This window comes from Dietzia sp. ANT_WB102 (genome assembly GCF_008369165.1).
Classification (GTDB): Bacteria; Actinomycetota; Actinomycetes; order Mycobacteriales; family Mycobacteriaceae; genus Dietzia.
This window is the reverse complement of the sequence record NZ_VOBA01000001.1, coordinates 98,017-116,147: the sequence shown is the minus strand read 5'-3', so window position 1 is coordinate 116,147 and position 18,131 is coordinate 98,017. Positions and strand designations below refer to the sequence as shown.

Annotated in this window: 15 protein-coding genes; 12 read left to right on the top strand and 3 right to left on the bottom strand. The window is 70.5% G+C overall.

Annotated elements, in window-relative coordinates; all coding sequences use genetic code 11:
* The first annotated feature begins 137 nt into the window (after positions 1-137).
* Positions 138-587, top strand: coding sequence for a hypothetical protein (locus FQ137_RS00545; protein WP_149290666.1), 450 nt, complete (start codon positions 138-140; stop codon positions 585-587).
* Positions 584-955, top strand: coding sequence for a transcriptional regulator (locus tag FQ137_RS00540; protein ID WP_149290665.1), 372 nt, complete (start codon positions 584-586; stop codon positions 953-955). Before FQ137_RS00545 ends, FQ137_RS00540 begins: the two co-directional genes overlap by 4 nt.
* A gap of 55 nt (positions 956-1,010) precedes the next feature.
* Here FQ137_RS00540 and FQ137_RS00535 read toward each other — a convergent pair whose 3' ends face one another.
* The gene (locus FQ137_RS00535) at positions 1,011-4,862 is read right to left on the bottom strand and encodes a Pls/PosA family non-ribosomal peptide synthetase (protein ID WP_149290664.1); all 3,852 of its coding nucleotides are present in this window, start codon (positions 4,860-4,862) and stop codon (positions 1,011-1,013) included.
* A 68-nt stretch (positions 4,863-4,930) separates the two neighbouring features.
* Between FQ137_RS00535 and FQ137_RS00530 the strand changes: the two genes are divergently transcribed.
* The 3 genes from FQ137_RS00530 (at position 4,931) to FQ137_RS00520 (ending at position 7,058) form a co-directional block, all read left to right on the top strand.
* Positions 4,931-5,794, top strand: coding sequence for an SDR family oxidoreductase (locus tag FQ137_RS00530; protein WP_149290663.1), 864 nt, complete (start codon positions 4,931-4,933; stop codon positions 5,792-5,794).
* Between the two features lie 170 nt (positions 5,795-5,964).
* Positions 5,965-6,171: a PspC domain-containing protein gene (locus FQ137_RS00525; protein ID WP_149290662.1), complete on the top strand. Its 207-nt coding sequence runs from the start codon at positions 5,965-5,967 to the stop codon at positions 6,169-6,171.
* Positions 6,172-6,194: 23 nt separating this feature from the next.
* Entirely contained in the window at positions 6,195-7,058 is an 864-nt protein-coding gene (locus FQ137_RS00520) for a crotonase/enoyl-CoA hydratase family protein (RefSeq protein ID WP_149290661.1), read from the top strand.
* A gap of 335 nt (positions 7,059-7,393) precedes the next feature.
* Here the strand turns inward: FQ137_RS00520 and FQ137_RS00515 are convergent, their stop codons facing one another.
* Positions 7,394-7,906, bottom strand: a complete 513-nt coding sequence (locus FQ137_RS00515; protein WP_149290660.1) for an inorganic diphosphatase — start codon at positions 7,904-7,906, stop codon at positions 7,394-7,396.
* Between the two features lie 171 nt (positions 7,907-8,077).
* Here FQ137_RS00515 and dacB point away from each other — a divergent pair, with 171 nt between their 5' ends.
* The 6 genes from dacB to FQ137_RS00485 all read left to right on the top strand — a co-directional run bounded on the left by dacB (position 8,078) and on the right by FQ137_RS00485 (position 14,116).
* A complete protein-coding gene (gene dacB / locus FQ137_RS00510) occupies positions 8,078-9,481 on the top strand; it encodes a D-alanyl-D-alanine carboxypeptidase/D-alanyl-D-alanine-endopeptidase (RefSeq protein ID WP_255583281.1) in 1,404 nt (467 codons plus the stop codon).
* Between the two features lie 49 nt (positions 9,482-9,530).
* Positions 9,531-10,505, top strand: coding sequence for a tRNA lysidine(34) synthetase TilS (tilS, locus tag FQ137_RS00505; protein WP_149292539.1), 975 nt, complete (start codon positions 9,531-9,533; stop codon positions 10,503-10,505).
* A complete protein-coding gene (gene hpt, locus FQ137_RS00500; protein ID WP_149290659.1) occupies positions 10,492-11,049 on the top strand; it encodes a hypoxanthine phosphoribosyltransferase in 558 nt (185 codons plus the stop codon). Before tilS ends, hpt begins: the two co-directional genes overlap by 14 nt.
* Before the next feature lie 84 nt (positions 11,050-11,133).
* Positions 11,134-12,669, top strand: a complete 1,536-nt coding sequence (locus FQ137_RS00495) for an acyl-CoA synthetase (RefSeq protein ID WP_149290658.1) — start codon at positions 11,134-11,136, stop codon at positions 12,667-12,669.
* Positions 12,670-12,956: 287 nt separating this feature from the next.
* Positions 12,957-13,793, top strand: a complete 837-nt coding sequence (locus FQ137_RS00490; RefSeq protein ID WP_149290657.1) for a sigma-70 family RNA polymerase sigma factor — start codon at positions 12,957-12,959, stop codon at positions 13,791-13,793.
* Positions 13,794-13,888: 95 nt separating this feature from the next.
* Complete coding sequence (locus tag FQ137_RS00485; RefSeq protein ID WP_255584090.1) at positions 13,889-14,116, top strand: hypothetical protein; 228 nt, start codon at positions 13,889-13,891, stop codon at positions 14,114-14,116.
* Between the two features lie 23 nt (positions 14,117-14,139).
* On the opposite strand, the gene FQ137_RS00480 is transcribed toward FQ137_RS00485, so the two are convergent.
* Positions 14,140-15,468, bottom strand: coding sequence for an amidase (locus tag FQ137_RS00480; protein ID WP_255583280.1), 1,329 nt, complete (start codon positions 15,466-15,468; stop codon positions 14,140-14,142).
* A gap of 152 nt (positions 15,469-15,620) precedes the next feature.
* Here FQ137_RS00480 and ftsH point away from each other — a divergent pair, with 152 nt between their 5' ends.
* Positions 15,621-18,128, top strand: a complete 2,508-nt coding sequence (ftsH, locus tag FQ137_RS00475; RefSeq protein ID WP_149290655.1) for an ATP-dependent zinc metalloprotease FtsH — start codon at positions 15,621-15,623, stop codon at positions 18,126-18,128.
* The last annotated feature ends 3 nt before the right edge of the window (positions 18,129-18,131 follow it).

Sequence of the window (18,131 nt, the reverse complement as noted above, 5' to 3'; positions counted from 1 at the left end):
GACCTGAGGTGGTGACCACCGTCGCCGGCGCGGAAATGCGAGGTTTGTAAACTACTTGCCAGTTAGGCAAGTAGTTGCATAGGCTGAACCTCTCTCCACGACGGAAACCCCGCGGGAGACCGAGGGAAGGCAGAACCATGGACCCGCAGCACTCCACGACAGGCGAGGTCGATCAACGAGAGGCCGCCCGCCTCCTCGCCGAGGCCGAGGGGCGTCCACCGGTGAGTTCCCGACACGACGTCTGGGTGTTCGCCGGCTTCGCCGCGGGCATCGCGGTACTGATGGGCGTCGGAACCATCGCGACGATGTACTCGAACTGGGCGATGGTGCCGTACGTGGCGCTCCTGTTCGTGGCGGTCTTCTGGCAGCGGCGAGCGATCAGCGCGAGTCCCCGGGGGTCGGGGCGGACGTACACCTGGGGCGTCGCGGGATCCGCTGTCATGGTCCTCGTTGCGGTCACGGGCCTGCACGTCATCCGCACCACGATCGGCCTCACGCCCTGGTGGTTCGCCTTCGCCGTGCTGGTGGTCGCGCTGCCCGGATTGGTGGCCGCCGCGATCATCGTCCGTCGCGGTGGCGAGCGATGAGTCAGGAACAGTCGACGACGACGAGCGGCGCCACCGCGTCGGGGGGCTCGGTCCCGGGGGCCGGCGGCCGTTCGGACAGGCATGCGCGTCACCAGCTCGACGAGGTGATCCACGCCCCGGTGCGGTTTTCGATCGTCGCCGCACTCGCCGGAGTCGACGACGCCGAGTTCGCGACAATCCGGGACGCGGTGGAGGTGACCGATTCGACCCTGTCCAAGCAGGCCGCGGTGCTGGAGAAGGCCGGGTACGTCAAGGTCCGTAAAGGCTATGTGGGCAAGCGTCCCCGGACCTGGCTCTCGCTCACCCGCGGCGGGCGTCGAGCATACGAGTCGCACCTGGCCGCGCTGCGGGCGATCGCCGGCGCCTGATCCGCTCCTGTCAGTCAGATCGTGTCGACACCCGGTCCTCCGCCGGCAGGGCTCGCTAGCCGCGCCAGGGCGCGATCGGGTTGCCCTGCCAGCGGGTGCCGGGCGGGATGCGGTCGCCGCGCATAACGAGCGAGGCGGGACCGACCGTGGAGCCGTCACCGATCGACGACGCCGGCAGTGCCACGCAGTGGCAGCCCAGCGTGGCGCCGGGCTCGACCGTCACTCGGTCGATCTGCATGACGCGGTCGTGGAACAGGTGTGTCTGGACCACGCAACCGCGGTTGACGGTGGCGCCGTCGCCCAGCGAGACCAGATCGGCCTCGGGCAGCCAGTACGACTCGCACCACACGCCGCGGCCGATGCGCGACCCCAGCAGGCGAAGCATCGCGTTCATCACCGGGGTTCCCGAAGCGGGGCGCGCCATCCACGGCGCGGCCAGCAACTCGACGAACGAGTCGGCGACCTCGTTGCGCCACACGAACGAGGACCACAGCGGCTGCTCTCCCGCGCGAATTCGACCCACGAGCACCCACTTGGCCAGCACGGCCACCACGAGGGCAACGAGTCCCGCAGAGGCGAGAACCAGTCCCGAGCTCAGCGCCGCCACACCGAAGCCCCACTTGAGATGGATTGCCTGCATCACCACGAGCACGCTGACCAGCAGGACTAAGGAAAGCCACGTGGGAACCAGCCGCAGGGTCTCCCACGCGCCTCGCGCCACTTTGAGACGGCGAGGTGGTTGATAGGTGCGGACATCGTCGTCGTCGTCGGACACCGCACGGTGCAGTTTCCGGGGCGGCGACCCCAGCCACGACGTGCCCTTCTTGGCCTTCTGCGGGGCGGAAGACAGTACTGCGACCAGGCCCCGTGCGGGCACCTTACGCCCTGCCGAGGCGATCCCGGAATTGCCGAGGAAGGCGCGCTTGCCGATCTGGGCGTGCTCCAGACGCATCCACCCGGAGCCCAATTCGTACGGTGCGACCATGGTGTCGTCGGCGAGGAACGCCCCGTCGCGGACCGTGGTGAGCGAGGGGATGAGCAGGACGGTCGAGGCCTCGACGTCCTTACCGATCGTCGCGCCCAGCATGCGCAGCCAGACCGGGGTGAGCATCGAGGCGTAGAGCGGGTACAGCCAGTTTCGGGAGGCGTCCATGATCCGCTCGCTGCACCACGCCTGCCAGGCGATGCGCGAGTGGACCGGGTGGAAGCCCGGGGTCAGCCCGATCGACAGCAGCCGGATCGACACGAGGGTGGCCGAGGCGAAGAGTGCGAGCGCGAGGAGTGTGGCGGGGATCGACCACAGCGCGGCGCGCAGAATCAGCCCGCCCGGGCTGTCCGCGCCGCGGACTCCCCACGCGACCAGCGCGAGACCGGCGAACAGGGCCAGCAGCGGCATCGCCCCCAGAGCCACCGCAGAGAGCTGGTAGACCAGGCTCCAGCCCCGGCTGTGGGGCGCGGGCTCGGCGGGCCAACTAGACCCCCGCTTACCGCGTTTGAGCGCTGGCGATCCGGCGTAGCGCTTACCGGCCTTCACGGTGCCGACCACCGCGGATCCGATCTCGACGTGCGCCCCGCGGCCTACCACCGCGCCGGGCAGCAGTGTGGACCTGGCGCCCACCACCGCGTTCTCGCCGATCTCCACCGCGCCCACGTGCACGAGGTCGCCGTCGACCCAGTACCCGGCCAGGTCCACCTCGGGTTCGATCGAGGCCCCGTCGCCCACATGGAGCAGCCCGGTGACCGGCGGCAGGGTGTGCATGTCGACACCGTGACCGATCCGCGCGCCCAGCAGCCGCGCGAACGGGGTGAGCCAGCCGGCACCCTCCAGGTTCGCCGCCCCGGAGACCTCGAGCAGTCGCTCGGCCGCCCAGATCCGCACATGCACCGCGCCCGCCCTCGGGTACGTCCCCGGGATCACGCCGGCGGTGAGCGCCCGGCACAGTCCGGCGGTCACCACCATCCGCCCGGCGGGCAGCAGAAGCAGCACCGCCAGGATCCCGAGCACCCACCACGAGACGGGGCGCGCCCACGCCACCCCGGATCCGGCGGCGAGGGTGCTCGCAATCCCGAGCCAGGTGAGCCACTGCAGGCCGGTCACGGTGAGCAGCGGGATCGTGGCGAGTACCTGCATGAGCTGCGCGCCGCGGCCGACGGGCCGGACGTGTCGCGGCTCGACCTCGGCCTCGGGCTCCAGCTCTTCGAGGTAGGCGGCGAAGTCACCCAGCCGCGAGCGGTCGTAGATATCGCCGACGGTGACCGCGGGGAAGCGCTCGCGGACCCGGACCACCACGTGGGCGGCGGCCAGCGACCCGCCGCCGAGGGCGAAGAAGTCCTCGTCTACCCCGGAGACGTCGGCACCGAGTGCGGAGGACCACAGCTCGGCGACCCACGCCTCGGTGCCGTCGAGTTCGGACTCCGCCGCCGACGTCTGGGCCAGCGGCCAAGGGAGGGCGGCCCGGTCGACCTTGCCGGAGGTGCGGGTGGGCAGCTCGTCGACCAGGGCCAGGCGCGGCACCACGCCGGCGGGCAGTTGCTCGCGAAGAAGTCCGGCCGCGCCCGCCAGGTCGAAACCGCTCGCGTTCTCGGCCACGAGGTAGGCCACGAGCACCGGCTGGCCCGCGTCGGTCTTCCTCACCGCCGCGGCACCGGCGCTCACCCCGGGCAGGGCAGATACGGCGGTGTCGACCTCGCCCAGCTCGAGCCGCCGCCCGCCGATCTTGACCTGGTCGTCGACCCGGCCGGTGAAATACAGGCCGTCGGCCTCGAACCGGACGATGTCCCCGGACCGGTAGGCGCGTTCCCAGCCGAGGGACTCCATCGGCCCGTACTTCTCGGCATCCTTCTCGGGGTCCAGATACCGCGCGAGCCCGACGCCGCCGATCACCAGCTCGCCGGACTGCCCGTACCCCACCGGCCGGCCGGTGGGGTCGACCACCGCGAGGTCCCACCCGTCGAGCGGCAGCCCGATCGGCACTTCGCCGTGCCCGTCCAGCCGGGCGGCACAGGCCACCACGGTCGCCTCGGTGGGGCCGTAGGTGTTCCACACTTCGCGCCCGTCGCCGGCCAGTCGTTCGGCCAGCTCGGGCGGGCAGGCCTCGCCGCCGAGGATCACCATCCGGATGTCGCGGAGCATCGAATCGGGCCACATCGAGGCGAGGGTGGGCACCGTGGAGATGACGGTGATCCGGCGTTCGAGCAGCCACGGCCCCAGGTCGAGCCCGGACTTGACGACCGAGCGCGGCGCGGGCACCAGGCACGCCCCGTGTGCCCAGGCCAACCACATCTCCTCGCAGGAGGCGTCGAAGGCTACGGATAGCCCCGCCAACACGCGGTCGCCGGGGCCCAGCGGCGTGTCCTGCAGGAAGATCCGCGACTCGGCGTCGACGAACGCGGCCGCGCTGCGGTGCGTGACGGCCACGCCCTTGGGTAGGCCGGTGGTGCCGGAGGTGAAGATGATCCAGCAGTCGTCGTCCACGGTCGGGCCGCGGTGGCGGGCGGGGTCGGCGGGCCGGTCGGGGTCGGTGACACGCAAGCCGTCGGCGGTGTAGACGGCCGCGACCTGTGCCTGCCCGAACACCAGCTCGGCGCGCTCGGCCGGGTCGTCCACGTCGACGGGAACATACGCGGCGCCGGCCGCCAAGGTGCTCAGGATCGCCAGGTACAGGTCGGCGGAGCCCGAGGGCATGTGGATACCGACCCGGTCGCCGGCGCCGACGCCCTGCTCGTGCATCCACCGCGCGGATGCGTGGATCGTGCGCGCGACCTCGGCGTAAGTCAGGACGCGGGCGCCGTCGTCGATGCACGGCGCGTCAGGATGACGGCTCGCCGCGGCGCCCAGCACGTCGAGGAGCGTCCGGGGATCCGCCACGTGTGAGCTGCGAAGATACTGCTCAGGGATGCTGGCCACCTGCGGATCGTATCCCGCGTAGGTGAACTCCCCACCGCGCTCGCCTGCGGGCTGGTTAAGTGAGTCGAATGACAGAGAGCCTGAGCAACAAGACCATCGTGATCGTCGGAGCGGGCCCGGGTTTCGGTCGCACGCTCGCCCTGCGAGCCGCAGCGAAGGGCGCGACCGTGGTCGTCGCGGCGCGTACGGAGTCGCGCGTGGTCGAGATCGCCGAGGAGGTTCGCGCGGGCGGCGGAAACGCGATCGCGGCGTCCGTCGACGCCACCGATCCCGGGTCGGTGCGCGCGCTGCGCGAGACGGTCGCCGGTCACACGGACGCCGTTCACGGCTTGGTGTACAGCGCGTTCGCTGTGCCCAGCATGAAGCCGCTCGCGCAGACCGACCACGAGCAGATCTCGCGCGGCATCGACCTGTCGGTGCTGGGCGCGCTGCGCACCACGCAGGAGTTCACCTCGCTGCTCGAGGCCGGTGCCGCGGACACCGGCGCCAGCGCGGGGGCGGGCACGAATGAAGATGGAGCAGGCGCCGCGCAGGACGGCGCCGCGCCGGCGAGCAGTTCGGTGGTCATGATGGCCTCGGCGGTCATCCACCACTCCCGCGAGCGCTACGCCGGCTACAAGATCGCCAAGACCGCCCTCGTCGCGCTCGGCCACTCTCTCGCCACCGAGCTCGGCCCGCGCGGCATCCGCGTCAACACCGTGGCGCCCGGGTACATCTACGGGGAGACCCTCAAAGCGTATTTCGAGCACCTGGCCACCAAGTACGGCGGCACGCTCGAGGACGTCTACGCACACACCGCCGAGAAGATGGACCTGCGGCGCCTGCCCGGGGAGCGGGAGATCGTCGACCCGGTGTTGTTCCTGCTCTCCGACGCCGCCTCCGCGGTCACGGGACAGACCCTCACCGTGGACTGCGGCGAGTTCCACACGTGACGCTCGGGGCTCGGCGCATCCCCTGACTGGAGAGGCGCGCACCCCGACGCGCGATCAGGGTCGTAAATCGGGGTCGTACCCCGATGTGGATCGGGTGGGCGGCGAGGAGGGTGGAGGTCACCGGGGAGGAGGTCCCCGAGCTACTTTTCACGACGACGAGGAGAACTGTCATGACCTACTACCCAGACTCCCAGCCCAAGCGACTGACCAGGTCCGAGGACCGCTGGATCGGCGGCGTGTGCGGCGGCCTGGCCGACTACTTCGGGCTGGACCCGGCGTTGGTCCGCGTCCTGTTCGTCGCCTCGATCCTGCTGCCGGGTCCGCAGCTGCTCATTTATCTGATCCTGTGGTTCGTCATGCCCGACACCCGCGACTGAGACGCCCGTGGCAGGCTGAGTCCATGAGCACTCCTGACACCTCAGCCACTGCCGGCGAGTACGTTTCCGTCCGCATCGAGAAGGGGGCTCGGCACCCGCACGTCGCCCAGGTGACGCTGATCGGCCCGGGTCGCAACAACGCGATGGGCCCGGACTTCTGGGCCGAGATGCCCCGCGTCATGGCTGAGCTCGACGCCGATCCCGAGGTTCGCGCCGCCGTGATCGCGGGCGAGGGCCGCAACTTCACGTACGGACTGGACCTGATGGCGATGATGCCGCAGTTCATGGAGTTCCTGCCCTCCGACAAGGCTCCAGACGCCTCGCGTAACGAGAAGATCCTGGACTTCGTGGAGGCCATGCGCCAGGCGATCGACTCGGTCGCGGCGGCCAGGACCCCCACGGTGGCTGCCGTCCAGGGCCGCTGTATTGGTGGCGGCATCGACCTCATCTCGGCATGCGACGTCCGCCACGGTTCGGCGGACTCGACCTACTCGGTCCGCGAGGTCAAAGTGGGCATCGTCGCCGACATGGGGTCGCTCGCGCGGTTGCCGTACATCATCGGTTCCGGGCTGACCCGTGAGCTGGCGCTGACCGGCCGAGACATCGACGCTGAGACGGCCCTGCGCTACGGCCTGGTCTCGCACGTCGCCGACGACGCCGCCGCGGTGCTGGACTCGGCACACGCGACGGCCGCCGAGATCGCGGACAACCCGCCCCTGGTCGTCCGCGGCACCAGAGAAGTACTCAACCGGGCGATCGAGGGGCCGATCTACGAGTCCAACCGCTACGTCGCCACATGGAACGCCGGCTTCCTGGCGTCCTCCGACATGATGGAGGCCATCAGCTCGACGATGGAGAAGCGCGAGGCGAAGTACACAGGCCGCTAACCCTGCCGCTGAGTCTGCCGGTGAGCCGGCCCGCGCGTTCGTCCGGGCCGAACCCGCACCCGGATTTCAGGGCCGAACCCGCACCCGCACCCCGGGCCCGCTTTCGGCCGTGTGGAGTCACTCCGTCAGCGGTCCGGCGGGGCGGTCCTGGGCTTTTGCTGCACCGAGTGACTCCACACGGGGCTGGGTCGGTGCGAGGTGGGGTCGGTGCGGCGCTGAGCCGGCCGCGGGGCTGGCCGACACGCACAGCACCGCCGCACAACGACAGGAGCGTTCCGCAGACACCCCACTCGGGCGGTGTGTGCGGAACGCTCGTCTTTGTACGGGCGGCCAGGTCAGCCGCGGAAGGGCACGGCCTTCTCCTCGGGGTGCGTGCGGAAGTTCTCGAGACCCTCCACGACGAGCTTCTCGCCGTGAGCCTTGTCCCGCCATTCGCCCGGGATGACGTGCTTGCCCGGCTCGAGGTCCTTGTAGTGCAGGAAGAAGTGCTCGATCGCCTTGAGTTCAAAGTCGGGGACGTCGTTGATGTCCTGGATGTGCTCCCAGCGCGGGTCCTTGGCCGGCACGCACAGCAGCTTGTCGTCGCCGCCGGCCTCGTCGGACATGGTGTAGACGCCCACCACACGCGAGTTGACGATCACGCCGGGGAAGACGGACTCGTCGAGCAGGACCAGGGCGTCGCAGGGATCACCGTCGTCGGCGAGGGTCTTGTCGATGAAGCCGTAGTCGGCCGGGTAGCCCATCGAGGTGAAGAGAAACCGGTCGAGGTAGATCTTGCCGGTCTCGTGGTGGATCTCGTACTTATTACGCGAACCCTTGGGGATCTCGATGGTCACTTCGACAGACACGGGCTACCTCACAAATCGTCATGCTCGGGACCCGGGACGGCTCTCCCGGTCAATTCGGGCTGATTCTAGTAGGCGGCACCGGCGCCGGGGGTGGGCGCGGTCACGCGGGCCGCTAGCGTGGGTCTCTGCAGACGGCGGTGACAGTGGGGGCGTGAGCGTCCGGGAGGGTGCGTGAGTGGCGTGACCGAGCGGGGAATGTGGCGGGGGCGTGGGCTCGCGTGGCGGGCCGGGATCGTGCTCGTCGTCGTCCTCCTCCTTGTCGGCGGACTCGTCGCGGCAGCCCTGGTCACCGACGTCGACGATGACCTTCGAGCCGCCGTCGACTCCCCGTCGGAGGCCGTAGCCGATCCGAGCCCGGGCCTCGTCGCGGCGGACGACTCGGCGCCCGCGCCGGACCCGGCCGCGCTCGGACGGATCCTCGGACCGCTCGCGGACTCCCCGGCCGTCGGCGACCTCACCGCGAGCGTGGTCGACGACGCGACCGGAGAGGTGATGTGGGAGCGTCGGCCGCGCGATCCGAAAGTCCCCGCGTCCACCACCAAACTGCTCACCGCGGCCGCCGCGCTGACCCGCCTGCCCGGCGACGCCCGCGTCGACACAGTCCTCGCGCGCGGCGTCGAGCCGGACACGCTGGTCGTCGTCCCCGGTGGCGACCCCACCATGTCCCGCGGCGCCGAGCCCGGAGCGCTCTTCCCCGGCGCGGCCACGCTCGCGCAGGCCGCCGGGGTCGTCCGCGCGGCCGGGATGACGCCCGCCCGCATCGTCGTCGACCCGGGCCCGTACACCGGACCGCGGCTGGGCCCGGGCTGGTCACCGGCGGAGATTCCGGCCGGCAACATCGCACCGGTCGAGGCGTGGATGCTCGACGCGGGCCGCCTCGACCCGGCCGACGAATACTCGCCCCGCTCCACCGACCCCGCCCTCGCGGCCGGCCGTGCCCTGGCCGGTGAACTGGGCGTTGACCCGGAGCGTGTGGAGGTCTCGACAGGGTCGGTGGAGACCACCGAGGAGCTGGGCCGAGTCTCGTCGGCTGAGCTCATTGAACGCGTCCGCTCGATGCTCGTCTACTCCGACAACGTGCTGGCCGAGGCGATCTGCCGCGAGGTGGCGTTGGACCGCGACCCCGAACGGCCCGCCGACTTCGCGACCGGGACCGCCGCCGTGCTCGACACCCTGACCGAACGCGGGCTCGACATGTCCGGGGTGCGCCTGGATGACTGCTCCGGGATGAGCGCCGGCAACCGCATCTCGGCGGCCGTGCTCACCGACGTCCTGCGCACCGCGTCGGCGCCCGACGCCACCCGCGAGATGCGCGACCTGCTCGACACGCTGCCGGTGGCCGGCGGGTCGGGGACGCTGATCGACCGGTTCTCCGGCCCGTCAGCGGCGGGCGCCGGGTGGGTACGCGCCAAGACCGGCACCCTCGCCGGGGCGAGCGCCCTTGCGGGTTCGGTGACCAGCGCCGACGGTCGCACCATGAGCTTCGCTCTGCTCGCATCCGGCACCGATCCCGCCGTCGCCCGTCCGGTCCTCGACCGGATCGCCGCGGAACTGCGCGCCTGTGGCTGCCGCTGACCGGCTCGGCCCGGCCTGGACCGGCCCGGCCTGGACCGTGCGCGCGGCGATGCGGGAGTTCCGCCGCGACCACCCCGAGGTGGGCGACGAGGTGTGCGTGGCCCTGTCAGGGGGAGCGGACTCGCTGGCCCTGACCGCCGCGGCTGCCGTCGAGTTCGCCACCGTGACCGCCCTCGTGGTGGACCACGGCCTGCAGGAGGGCTCGGACGTCGTCGCCCGGGACGCGGCCGCCGCGGCCCGCGGGCTCGGTGTATCGGCGGAGGTCCTCGTCGTCGTCGTCCCCTCCGACGGCTCCGGCCCCGAGGCCGCCGCCCGCACTGCGCGGTACACCGCGCTCGAGTCTGCGCGCCGCGGCCGCCCCGTGCTGCTCGCCCACACCCTCGACGACCAGGCCGAGACCGTCCTGTTGGGCCTGGGGCGCGGATCCGGCGCCCGGTCGCTGCGGGGGATGGCCACATGGAACGCGCCGTGGGGGCGCCCACTGCTCGGCGTACGCGCCGCCGATACCCGCGCTGCGTGCCGCCACCTCGGGATCACGTGGTGGGACGACCCGCACAACACGGACCCCACATTCACACGGGTACGCCTGCGCCATGAGGTCGTCCCGCTGCTCGAGGATGTGCTGGGGGGCGGCGTCGCCGAGGGCCTGGCGCGAACCGCGGCACTGCTGGGGGTCGACGACGACGAGCTCGACCGCCTCGCAGGGGCCGTGCCCGTCGGCGACGACGGCACCCTGGAGGTGAGCCGACTTGAGCCGCTGCCGGCCGCCGTACTGACCCGGGTCCTGCGCCGCTGGCTGCTGGCCCAGGGGGTTGTCGCGCCCACATACGCACACATCACGTCGGTGGCCGCGCTCATCACGGACTGGCGCGGGCAGGGCGGGGTGGCGGTCGGAGGCACCGGACCTGCGGATGCTGGTGGGGCGGGCCCCTCTGCCAGGTTGGTCGCCCGGCGTCGACATGGAAAGGTGGTCGTGGAGAACGACCGGGCGAGCGGAGCGGGGACGCAAGATGACCACGGATAAGTACGCGGACGAAATCGAATCGGTACTGCTCGACGCTGACACCATCCGGGAGCGGATAGCCGAGATGGGCGCCCGGATCGGTGAGCGCTACGCCGACGTCGAGCAGGAGGTCGTGCTGGTCTGCGTGCTCAAGGGCGCGGCGATCTTCGTATCCGATTTCGCGCGGGCACTGACCATCCCCTCCGAGCTGGAGTTCATGGCCGTCAGCTCGTATGGGTCTTCCACCAGTTCGTCGGGTGTGGTGCGGATCCTCAAGGATCTCGACCGTGACATCGCCGGCCGCGACGTGATCATCGTCGAGGACATCATCGACTCCGGCCTCACGTTGTCCTGGCTGATGCGCAACCTCCGCACGCGGAACCCGCGGTCGCTGGAGATCGTCACCCTGCTGCGCAAGCCCGACGCTGTCAAGGCGGATCTGGACATCCTCGAGATCGGGTTCGACATCCCCAACGAGTTCGTAGTGGGCTACGGCCTGGACTTCGCCGAGCGCTACCGCGACCTGCCGTACATCGGCCGGCTGCACCCCCGTATGTACTCCTGAGCTGGGGCAGCGCCCACCCACGGTAGCCGGCTACCGGCCGTCAATTTGGTGACCCGGGTCACTCTGTGGGGCTAGGCTCTGGACATGTTTCCAGGAACCTTCGCTGCCTCCACCCCCGACAAGCCTGCCGTGATCCGTCCGGCGACGGGTGAGCAGATCACCTACGCCGAGCTCGAGGCCCGTTCCGCCCAGCTCGCCCACGTCCTGACCGACGACTGGGGGCTCCGTCCCGGCGAGACGATCGCGGTGGTCTCTGACAACACCCTTGAGATGGTCGAAATCTACTGGGCCGCGCTCCGTACAGGCCTGTACGTCGCGGCGATCAACCACCACCTGACGGCGGACGAGTCGTCCTACATCATCAGTGACTGCGGCGCCCGGGCTCTGTTCGTCTCGGCTCCGGTGGCCGATCATGTCGACGTCACGCCGGGCGCACACCCGGATGTGGAGCACCGGGTGGTGTTCGGTGGCGAGCTGGAAGGCTTCGAGGACTACCGGTCACTGCTCGAGGGCAAGCCGACCGCGCCGCCTACGGACCAGCCCCGCGGCCACGACTTCCTCTACTCCTCCGGGACCACCGGCCGGCCCAAGGGCGTCCGCGTGGACCCGCCGGAGGGGCAGATCGACGAGGTGCCCGACCCGTATACCCCAGTGTTCAGCTTCCTCTACGCGTTCGACGCCGACAGTGTGTACCTGTGCCCCGCGCCGCTGTACCACGCGGCACCGCTCCGGTTCTGCGGCGTGGTCAACTCCGTCGGCGGGACCGTGATCCTCATGGACCACTTCGACGCGGAGGAGTCGCTTCGGCTCATCCAGGAATACCGGGTCACGCACTCCCAGTGGGTGCCGACCATGTTCGTGCGGATGCTCAAGCTGCCGGAGGAGACACGGGCGCGCTACGACGTGTCCAGCATGACTCACGCGATCCACGCGGCCGCGCCGTGCCCGCCCGAGGTCAAGCGTCGGATGATCGAGTGGTGGGGCCCGGTGATACACGAGTACTACTCGGCCACCGAGGGGATGGGTATCACGTTCATCAACTCGCAGGAGGCACTCGAACGCCCCGGGTCGGTAGGCCGGGATGGGCTCAAGGGCATCGCGCACATCTGCGACGAGGAGGGTCGCGAGCTCCCCGCGGGCGAGATCGGCGCCATTTACTGGCAGCAGGACGAGGGCACCTTCTCGTACCACGGTGATCCGGAGAAGACGGCGTCCGTATTCCACCCCGACCATCCCACCTGGTCGACGTTCGGCGACGTGGGTTACCTCGACGAGGACCGCTTCCTCTACCTCACGGACCGTAAGGCGTTCACCATCATCTCGGGCGGGGTCAACATCTACCCGCAGGAGATCGAGAACGCGCTGGTCCTGCACCCTGCGGTCGAGGACGTCGCAGTGATCGGGCTCCCGGACGAGGAGATGGGGGAGAGGGTGCACGCCGTGGTGGTACCCGCCGCCGGTCGTGCGGGAGATCCCGGTCTCGCCGAGGAGATCCTCGGCGCCTTGCGCGGAACGATCTCCGACTTCAAGATCCCGCGTGGCCTGGATTTCGTGGACGAGTTGCCGCGCACCCCGACCGGCAAGTTGGTCAAGCGCCGGATCGTTCAGCAGTACGTCTGATCGGGGCCTGCGGGAGGCGGCAATGGCGGGGCGGGAACAGATCCGCCGATGATGTGGTTCTAGTGGGTGGACTGGGACGCGGCAGTGTCCCCCGGGCTCACCCCAACGCCCTCGCGGAATTCCGTCCGGCTGGAACCGCGTTGCGCACCTCGCCGAGAGGCGACCCCGCGTCCCGGCCCACCCACTTCTCTCTCGCGCACCCACGATGCCGCCGGCCAGCTGGTCGGAGGCTTCTGTGAAGACCGCTCTCGCACTGTCGGATCCAAGGGGCTGTGGAGGATACGTGCGTGGACCGGACTACTGAGTTCCAGCGCGAACGCCCCAGGCTCGTCCGGATCGCCGCGAGTGTGCTCAGCGATCCGGCTGAGGCCGAGGACGTGGTGCAGCAGGCTTGGCTCCGGCTGGCGCGCGCCGACTCCCGGATGATCGACTCCCTCCCGGCCTGGCTCACCACTGTTGTCACCCGCCTGTGTCTGGACCGGCTCAAGGCCGCGGTCCCGCCGCCTATGGAGCCGGCCGACGCCGCCGCGGCCGCGCCGGACCCCGCCGACGAGGTACTCCTCGCCGACTCGGTGGGCGCGGCGCTGCATGTCGTGATCGACCGTCTCACCCCGGCGGAGCGGGTGGCTTTCGTGCTGCATGACTCGTTCTCGGTCGACTTCGCGGCGATCGCGGCCGTACTGGACTGCTCACCGGTCGCGGCCCGCAAACTCGCGTCGCGGGCGCGCGCGAAGGTCGCGGATGCGGGCCCCACCGTCGAGCAGGCGGATTGGCTCGTCGTCGACGCCTTCCTCGACGCCGCGCGGCGCGGCGAGTTCACCCGGCTCCTCGGTCTCCTCGCGCCGGACGTGGTGGTGGCCGGCGACCCGATCGCCATCGGCCTCGGGACCCCTGCGCGCATCGAGGGGCGCGACGCCGTGGCCGAATTCTTCGACGGGGCGGCAGCCTCGGCGCTGCCGGTGTTCGTCGACGAGCGACCGGGTGCGGCGTGGTTCGACAGGGGAGTGGCCCGGGTGGCGTTCGACTTCCGGGTCGCGGACGGCGTGGTCAGTCGCATCGAGTTCCGCGCGGATCCCGACGTGCTCGCGGCTACCCGTCGGCGCAGGGACGGAGAACCGAGATGAGCGACCCGGTCACACTTCGGACCGGCCACTCGTCATCAGGGTGAGGCGACGCGCTTCGGCGTCGCCATGACAGAGAGGATATCCCCGTGAAGACGATGACCTGCCAAGACCTGGGTGGCCCCTGCGATCTGGCGCACCCAGGTGCGACGGCGGACGACGTGATCAACGCCCAGGACGCCCACCTCAAGCAGCGCGTGAAGGCCGGCGATGAGGCGCACGTCCCCGCGCGGGAAGAGATGAAGAGCCGTTGGCGGCGGCCGCGGCAGTCACTCGGGTGGTACCGGGACGTCAAGAAGCGTTTCGCGGAGTTGCCGGAGGACTGAACCGCCCGGTCAGCGGATGCGGCTCAGCGGCTGCCCTTCTCGATCACGGCGGCCAGCGCGAGCAGCGTCGCCTCCGAGCCGGGCCGGCCCACGAGCTGAACCGACGTGGGCAGCACCCGACCGAGAGGGCTGTGTGTGGCGCCGCACGGGACGGACATCGCGGGCCAGCCGAGCACGTTGGCCAGTGGGGAGAACGGTGAGAACTGCATCGACGCCCACAGGGAGCGACCCCAGGACCGCCGGTGCCAGTCGGTCGCCTCGGGCGGCACGTCTGCGAGCGAGGGGGTGAGCCACACGTCGACGCCGGCGGAGTCCATTGCATCGTTGACCTCTGCGCGGAGCGACTCGACACCGCGATTCCAGCGCGTGTCCCCGTCACCCGCTCCGCCGCGCCGGAACACTGTGCGGCCGAGCAGCGCGTGGTGCCGGGTGCGGCGCTCCATAGCGGACAGCGGCAGGTTCTCGTCCTCGGCCGCCCGTGCCACGCCGGCGGTCCACCGGGCGAGGTAGAGAACCGGGTCGCGTGGGGAGGGCAGGGCGGTGTCGACGACGACGAGGTCGCCGCCACGCAGCAGCGCCGCGGCCTCCCGCGCGGCGCGCACCCAGGGTTCGTGGATGCGCACCAGATCGCGGCCGAGCCGGATCGGGGAGGTAAAGGACAGTCCGACACGTGTCCCGCTGGGGACGGGCCCGATGTCCGCGAGCTCGGACCGACCGGACATCACCGAGAGTGCCAGCGCGACGTCGTCGACGGTCCTGGCCAGCGGACCAGACTCGGCCAGTCCGCCCCAGTTGTCACCCGCCAGGCACGTGGGAACGACGCCGGGTCCGGGCTTGATGGTGACGATCCCGCACGCCGCGGCGGGGATTCGAAGTGACCCCATCCCGTCGTCGCCCACGGCGAGCGGCACCATGCCGGAGGCCACCGCCGCCGCTGATCCACCCGAGGACCCGCCCGCGGACAGGGCAGGGTCGCGAGGGTTGCGGGTGATGCCGTGCGCGTCGGAATCGGTCATCCCCCAGGTGCACAGCTGGGGCGCGGCGGTGATGCCCACAGGTACCGCGCCCGCGGCCAGCAGTGGGGCGACAACCGGGTTGTCGAGGGTGACGGTGCTCTTGATCGCCAGCGGTACCCCGGCCAGGGGCAGGGCCGCGCGTTCATTCGCGCTCGCGGCGTCGACGGCCGCCCCGGCGGCGCGACCCTCCGCCCGCAGCAGGCTGGTGAACGCGCGGAGTGACGGGTCGAGGTGGTTTACCCGGTCGAAGGCCGCGTCGAGTGTGGCGAGCGCACCGACGGCGCCGGTCCGTACGGCCTCGGCTGTCTCGACTGCGGAGAGGGGGTCGGTGGTCACGGCCACGATCGTACGACGGCGACGGTGTCCGCCCATGGCGATCATCACGGTGAGCGGTCCCGCCCGGCGGGTAGCCTGGGGCGATACCGACGAAGTCGGATGCACGACCGGGCCCGTCGACCGGCTGGGCCGTCCTTCCACACGAGGACCGAATGGAACGCAAGAGCAACACCGTCTTCCGCAACGTCGCGATCGCGGGCGTGATCATCCTGGCGATCGTCGGCTTCTCGTTCTTCGCCAACGATGACCGCGACTACGCCGAGGTCGACACGTCCGTCGCATTGGCGCAGGTCGATGCGGGAAACGTGAAGGAAGCGTTGATCGAGGACCGGGAACAGCAGCTCCGGCTCACCCTCAAGAACCCGATCGCCCCGGAGGACGGTGCGGCCGAGACCGACAAGCTCCTCACCAAGTATCCGGCGCGGGCCGCCGACCAGGTCTTCGACCGGGTCGCCGCGGCGGAGCCGGAGAAGTACGACACGGCCGTCAACCAGCAGGGCTTCCTGGCCCAGATGCTGTCGTTCCTGCTGCCGATGCTCATCCTGTTCGGATTGCTGTTTTACTTCATGTCCCGGATGCAGGGTGGCAAGGGCGGCTTGTTCGGCGTGGGTAAGTCGCGAGCCGTGGAGTTCACCAAGGACATGCCTCAGACGACGTTCGCGGACGTCGCGGGTGAGGACGAGGCGGTCGAGGAACTCAACGAGATCAAGGACTTCCTCCAGAATCCCGCGCGGTACGAACGACTCGGCGCAAAGATCCCGCGAGGTGTCCTGCTCTACGGCCCACCCGGGACGGGCAAGACCCTGCTGGCCCGGGCGGTCGCGGGTGAGGCTGGCGTGCCGTTCTACTCGATCTCCGGTTCGGACTTCGTCGAGATGTTCGTCGGTGTCGGCGCTTCGCGGGTGCGCGACCTGTTCGAAAAAGCCAAGCAGAACGCTCCCTGCATCGTGTTCGTGGACGAGATCGACGCGGTGGGCCGACATCGTGGTTCGGGAACCGGCGGTGGCCACGATGAGCGCGAGCAGACGCTCAACCAGCTGCTCGTCGAGATGGACGGGTTCAGTGATCGCGAGACGGTCATCATGATCGCCGCGACCAACCGCCCAGACGTCCTCGACCCGGCGCTCCTCCGTCCGGGCCGTTTCGACCGCCAGGTACCGGTGACCAACCCCGACCTCAAGGGGCGCGAGGCGATCCTCGCCGTCCACGCCGTGGGCAAACCGCTGGCGGAGGATGTGAACATGACCTCGCTGGCCAGGCGCACGATCGGCATGTCGGGCGCAGACCTGGCCAACGTGCTCAACGAGGGTGCTCTGCTCGCGGCCCGGCTGGGTCGCGACGAGATCGACATCGACATCCTCGAGGAAGCCACCGACCGCGTGGTGGGTGGCCCGCGCCGCAAGCACCGGGTGATCAGCGAGCACGAGAAGAAGGTCACCGCGTACCACGAGTCCGGCCACGCCCTGGCGGCGTGGGCGATGGAGGACCTCGAGCCCGTCCACAAGGTCACCATCCTCGCGCGAGGTCGCACCGGCGGTCACGCGTTGGTGGTTCCCGAGGACGACAAGTCCTTGATGACGCGGGCGGACATGATCGCCCGCGTCGTCATGGCGATGGGTGGCCGGGCCGCCGAGGAGTACGTGTTCGGCGAGCCCACCTCGGGTGCCAGCTCGGACATCGAGCAGGCGACCCGGATCGCGCGGACGATGGTCGCCGAGTACGGCATGAGTGCGAAGCTGGGCGCGGTGAAGTACGGCGGCGAAGGAGGGGACCCGTTCCTCGGTCGCGGCGGTCCGGCGGCGGGGGAGTACTCGCCCGAGATCGCCAAGATCATCGACGACGAGGTTCGCCGGATCATCGACGCCGCCCACACCGAGGCCTGGCAGGTCCTCGAATCCAACCGCGACATCCTCGATGCGGTCGCGGCAGAGCTCCTCGAGAAGGAGACTCTGCGGCAGGACGATCTCGAAAGGCTTTTCGCCGACGTGGTCAAGCGGCCGCGCATCACCGAGTTTGACGACTTCGGTGGCCGCATCCCGTCGACTCGGCTACCCATCAAGACCCCGGGTGAGCTGGCAAAGGAGCGCGGCGAGCCGTGGCCCCCGCCGGTGACCGACCCGTTCGCGATGCCCGTCCTCCCCGCCAGCCGCGAGACCGCGGACCACGGACCGGAAGAGGCGCGCGGCCCCGGTGAGTACGAGGGCGACCGCAACGGCGTGGACGCGGCTGTCGGGGAGGCCAGAGGCCGCGGCGGATCCGATCGCGGCGGGGCCGCTGGCGGCGTGCAGCGGCCGGCCGGCATGCCGGCCTATGGGACGCCACCACCGCCGGGGTGGTCGGCGCCCGGGTGGCCCCCGCGTCAGTCCACCTACCGCGGTACCAGGGGTCCGAGCGGTGCCGAGACCACCCGGCTCCCGGCCGCGCCCGGTAACGAGCAGCCGCCTGTTCGGACAGGCGACTCCGACGGTCCGGCCGGACCAGATCCGCGCGAACAGCCTTCCGAGGCCCCGACGCGTGCATGGTCTGCCGTCGGCGATGGCGGCGAATCCGATAATGACGACAACCCCGGTGGCTCGACCTCGGACCCCGCGGGCGGCGGTTCGCACCGCCGCGAGAACAAGGATCCCGACTGGCGTGCGCCGTGGGAACGTGAGGACTGACCG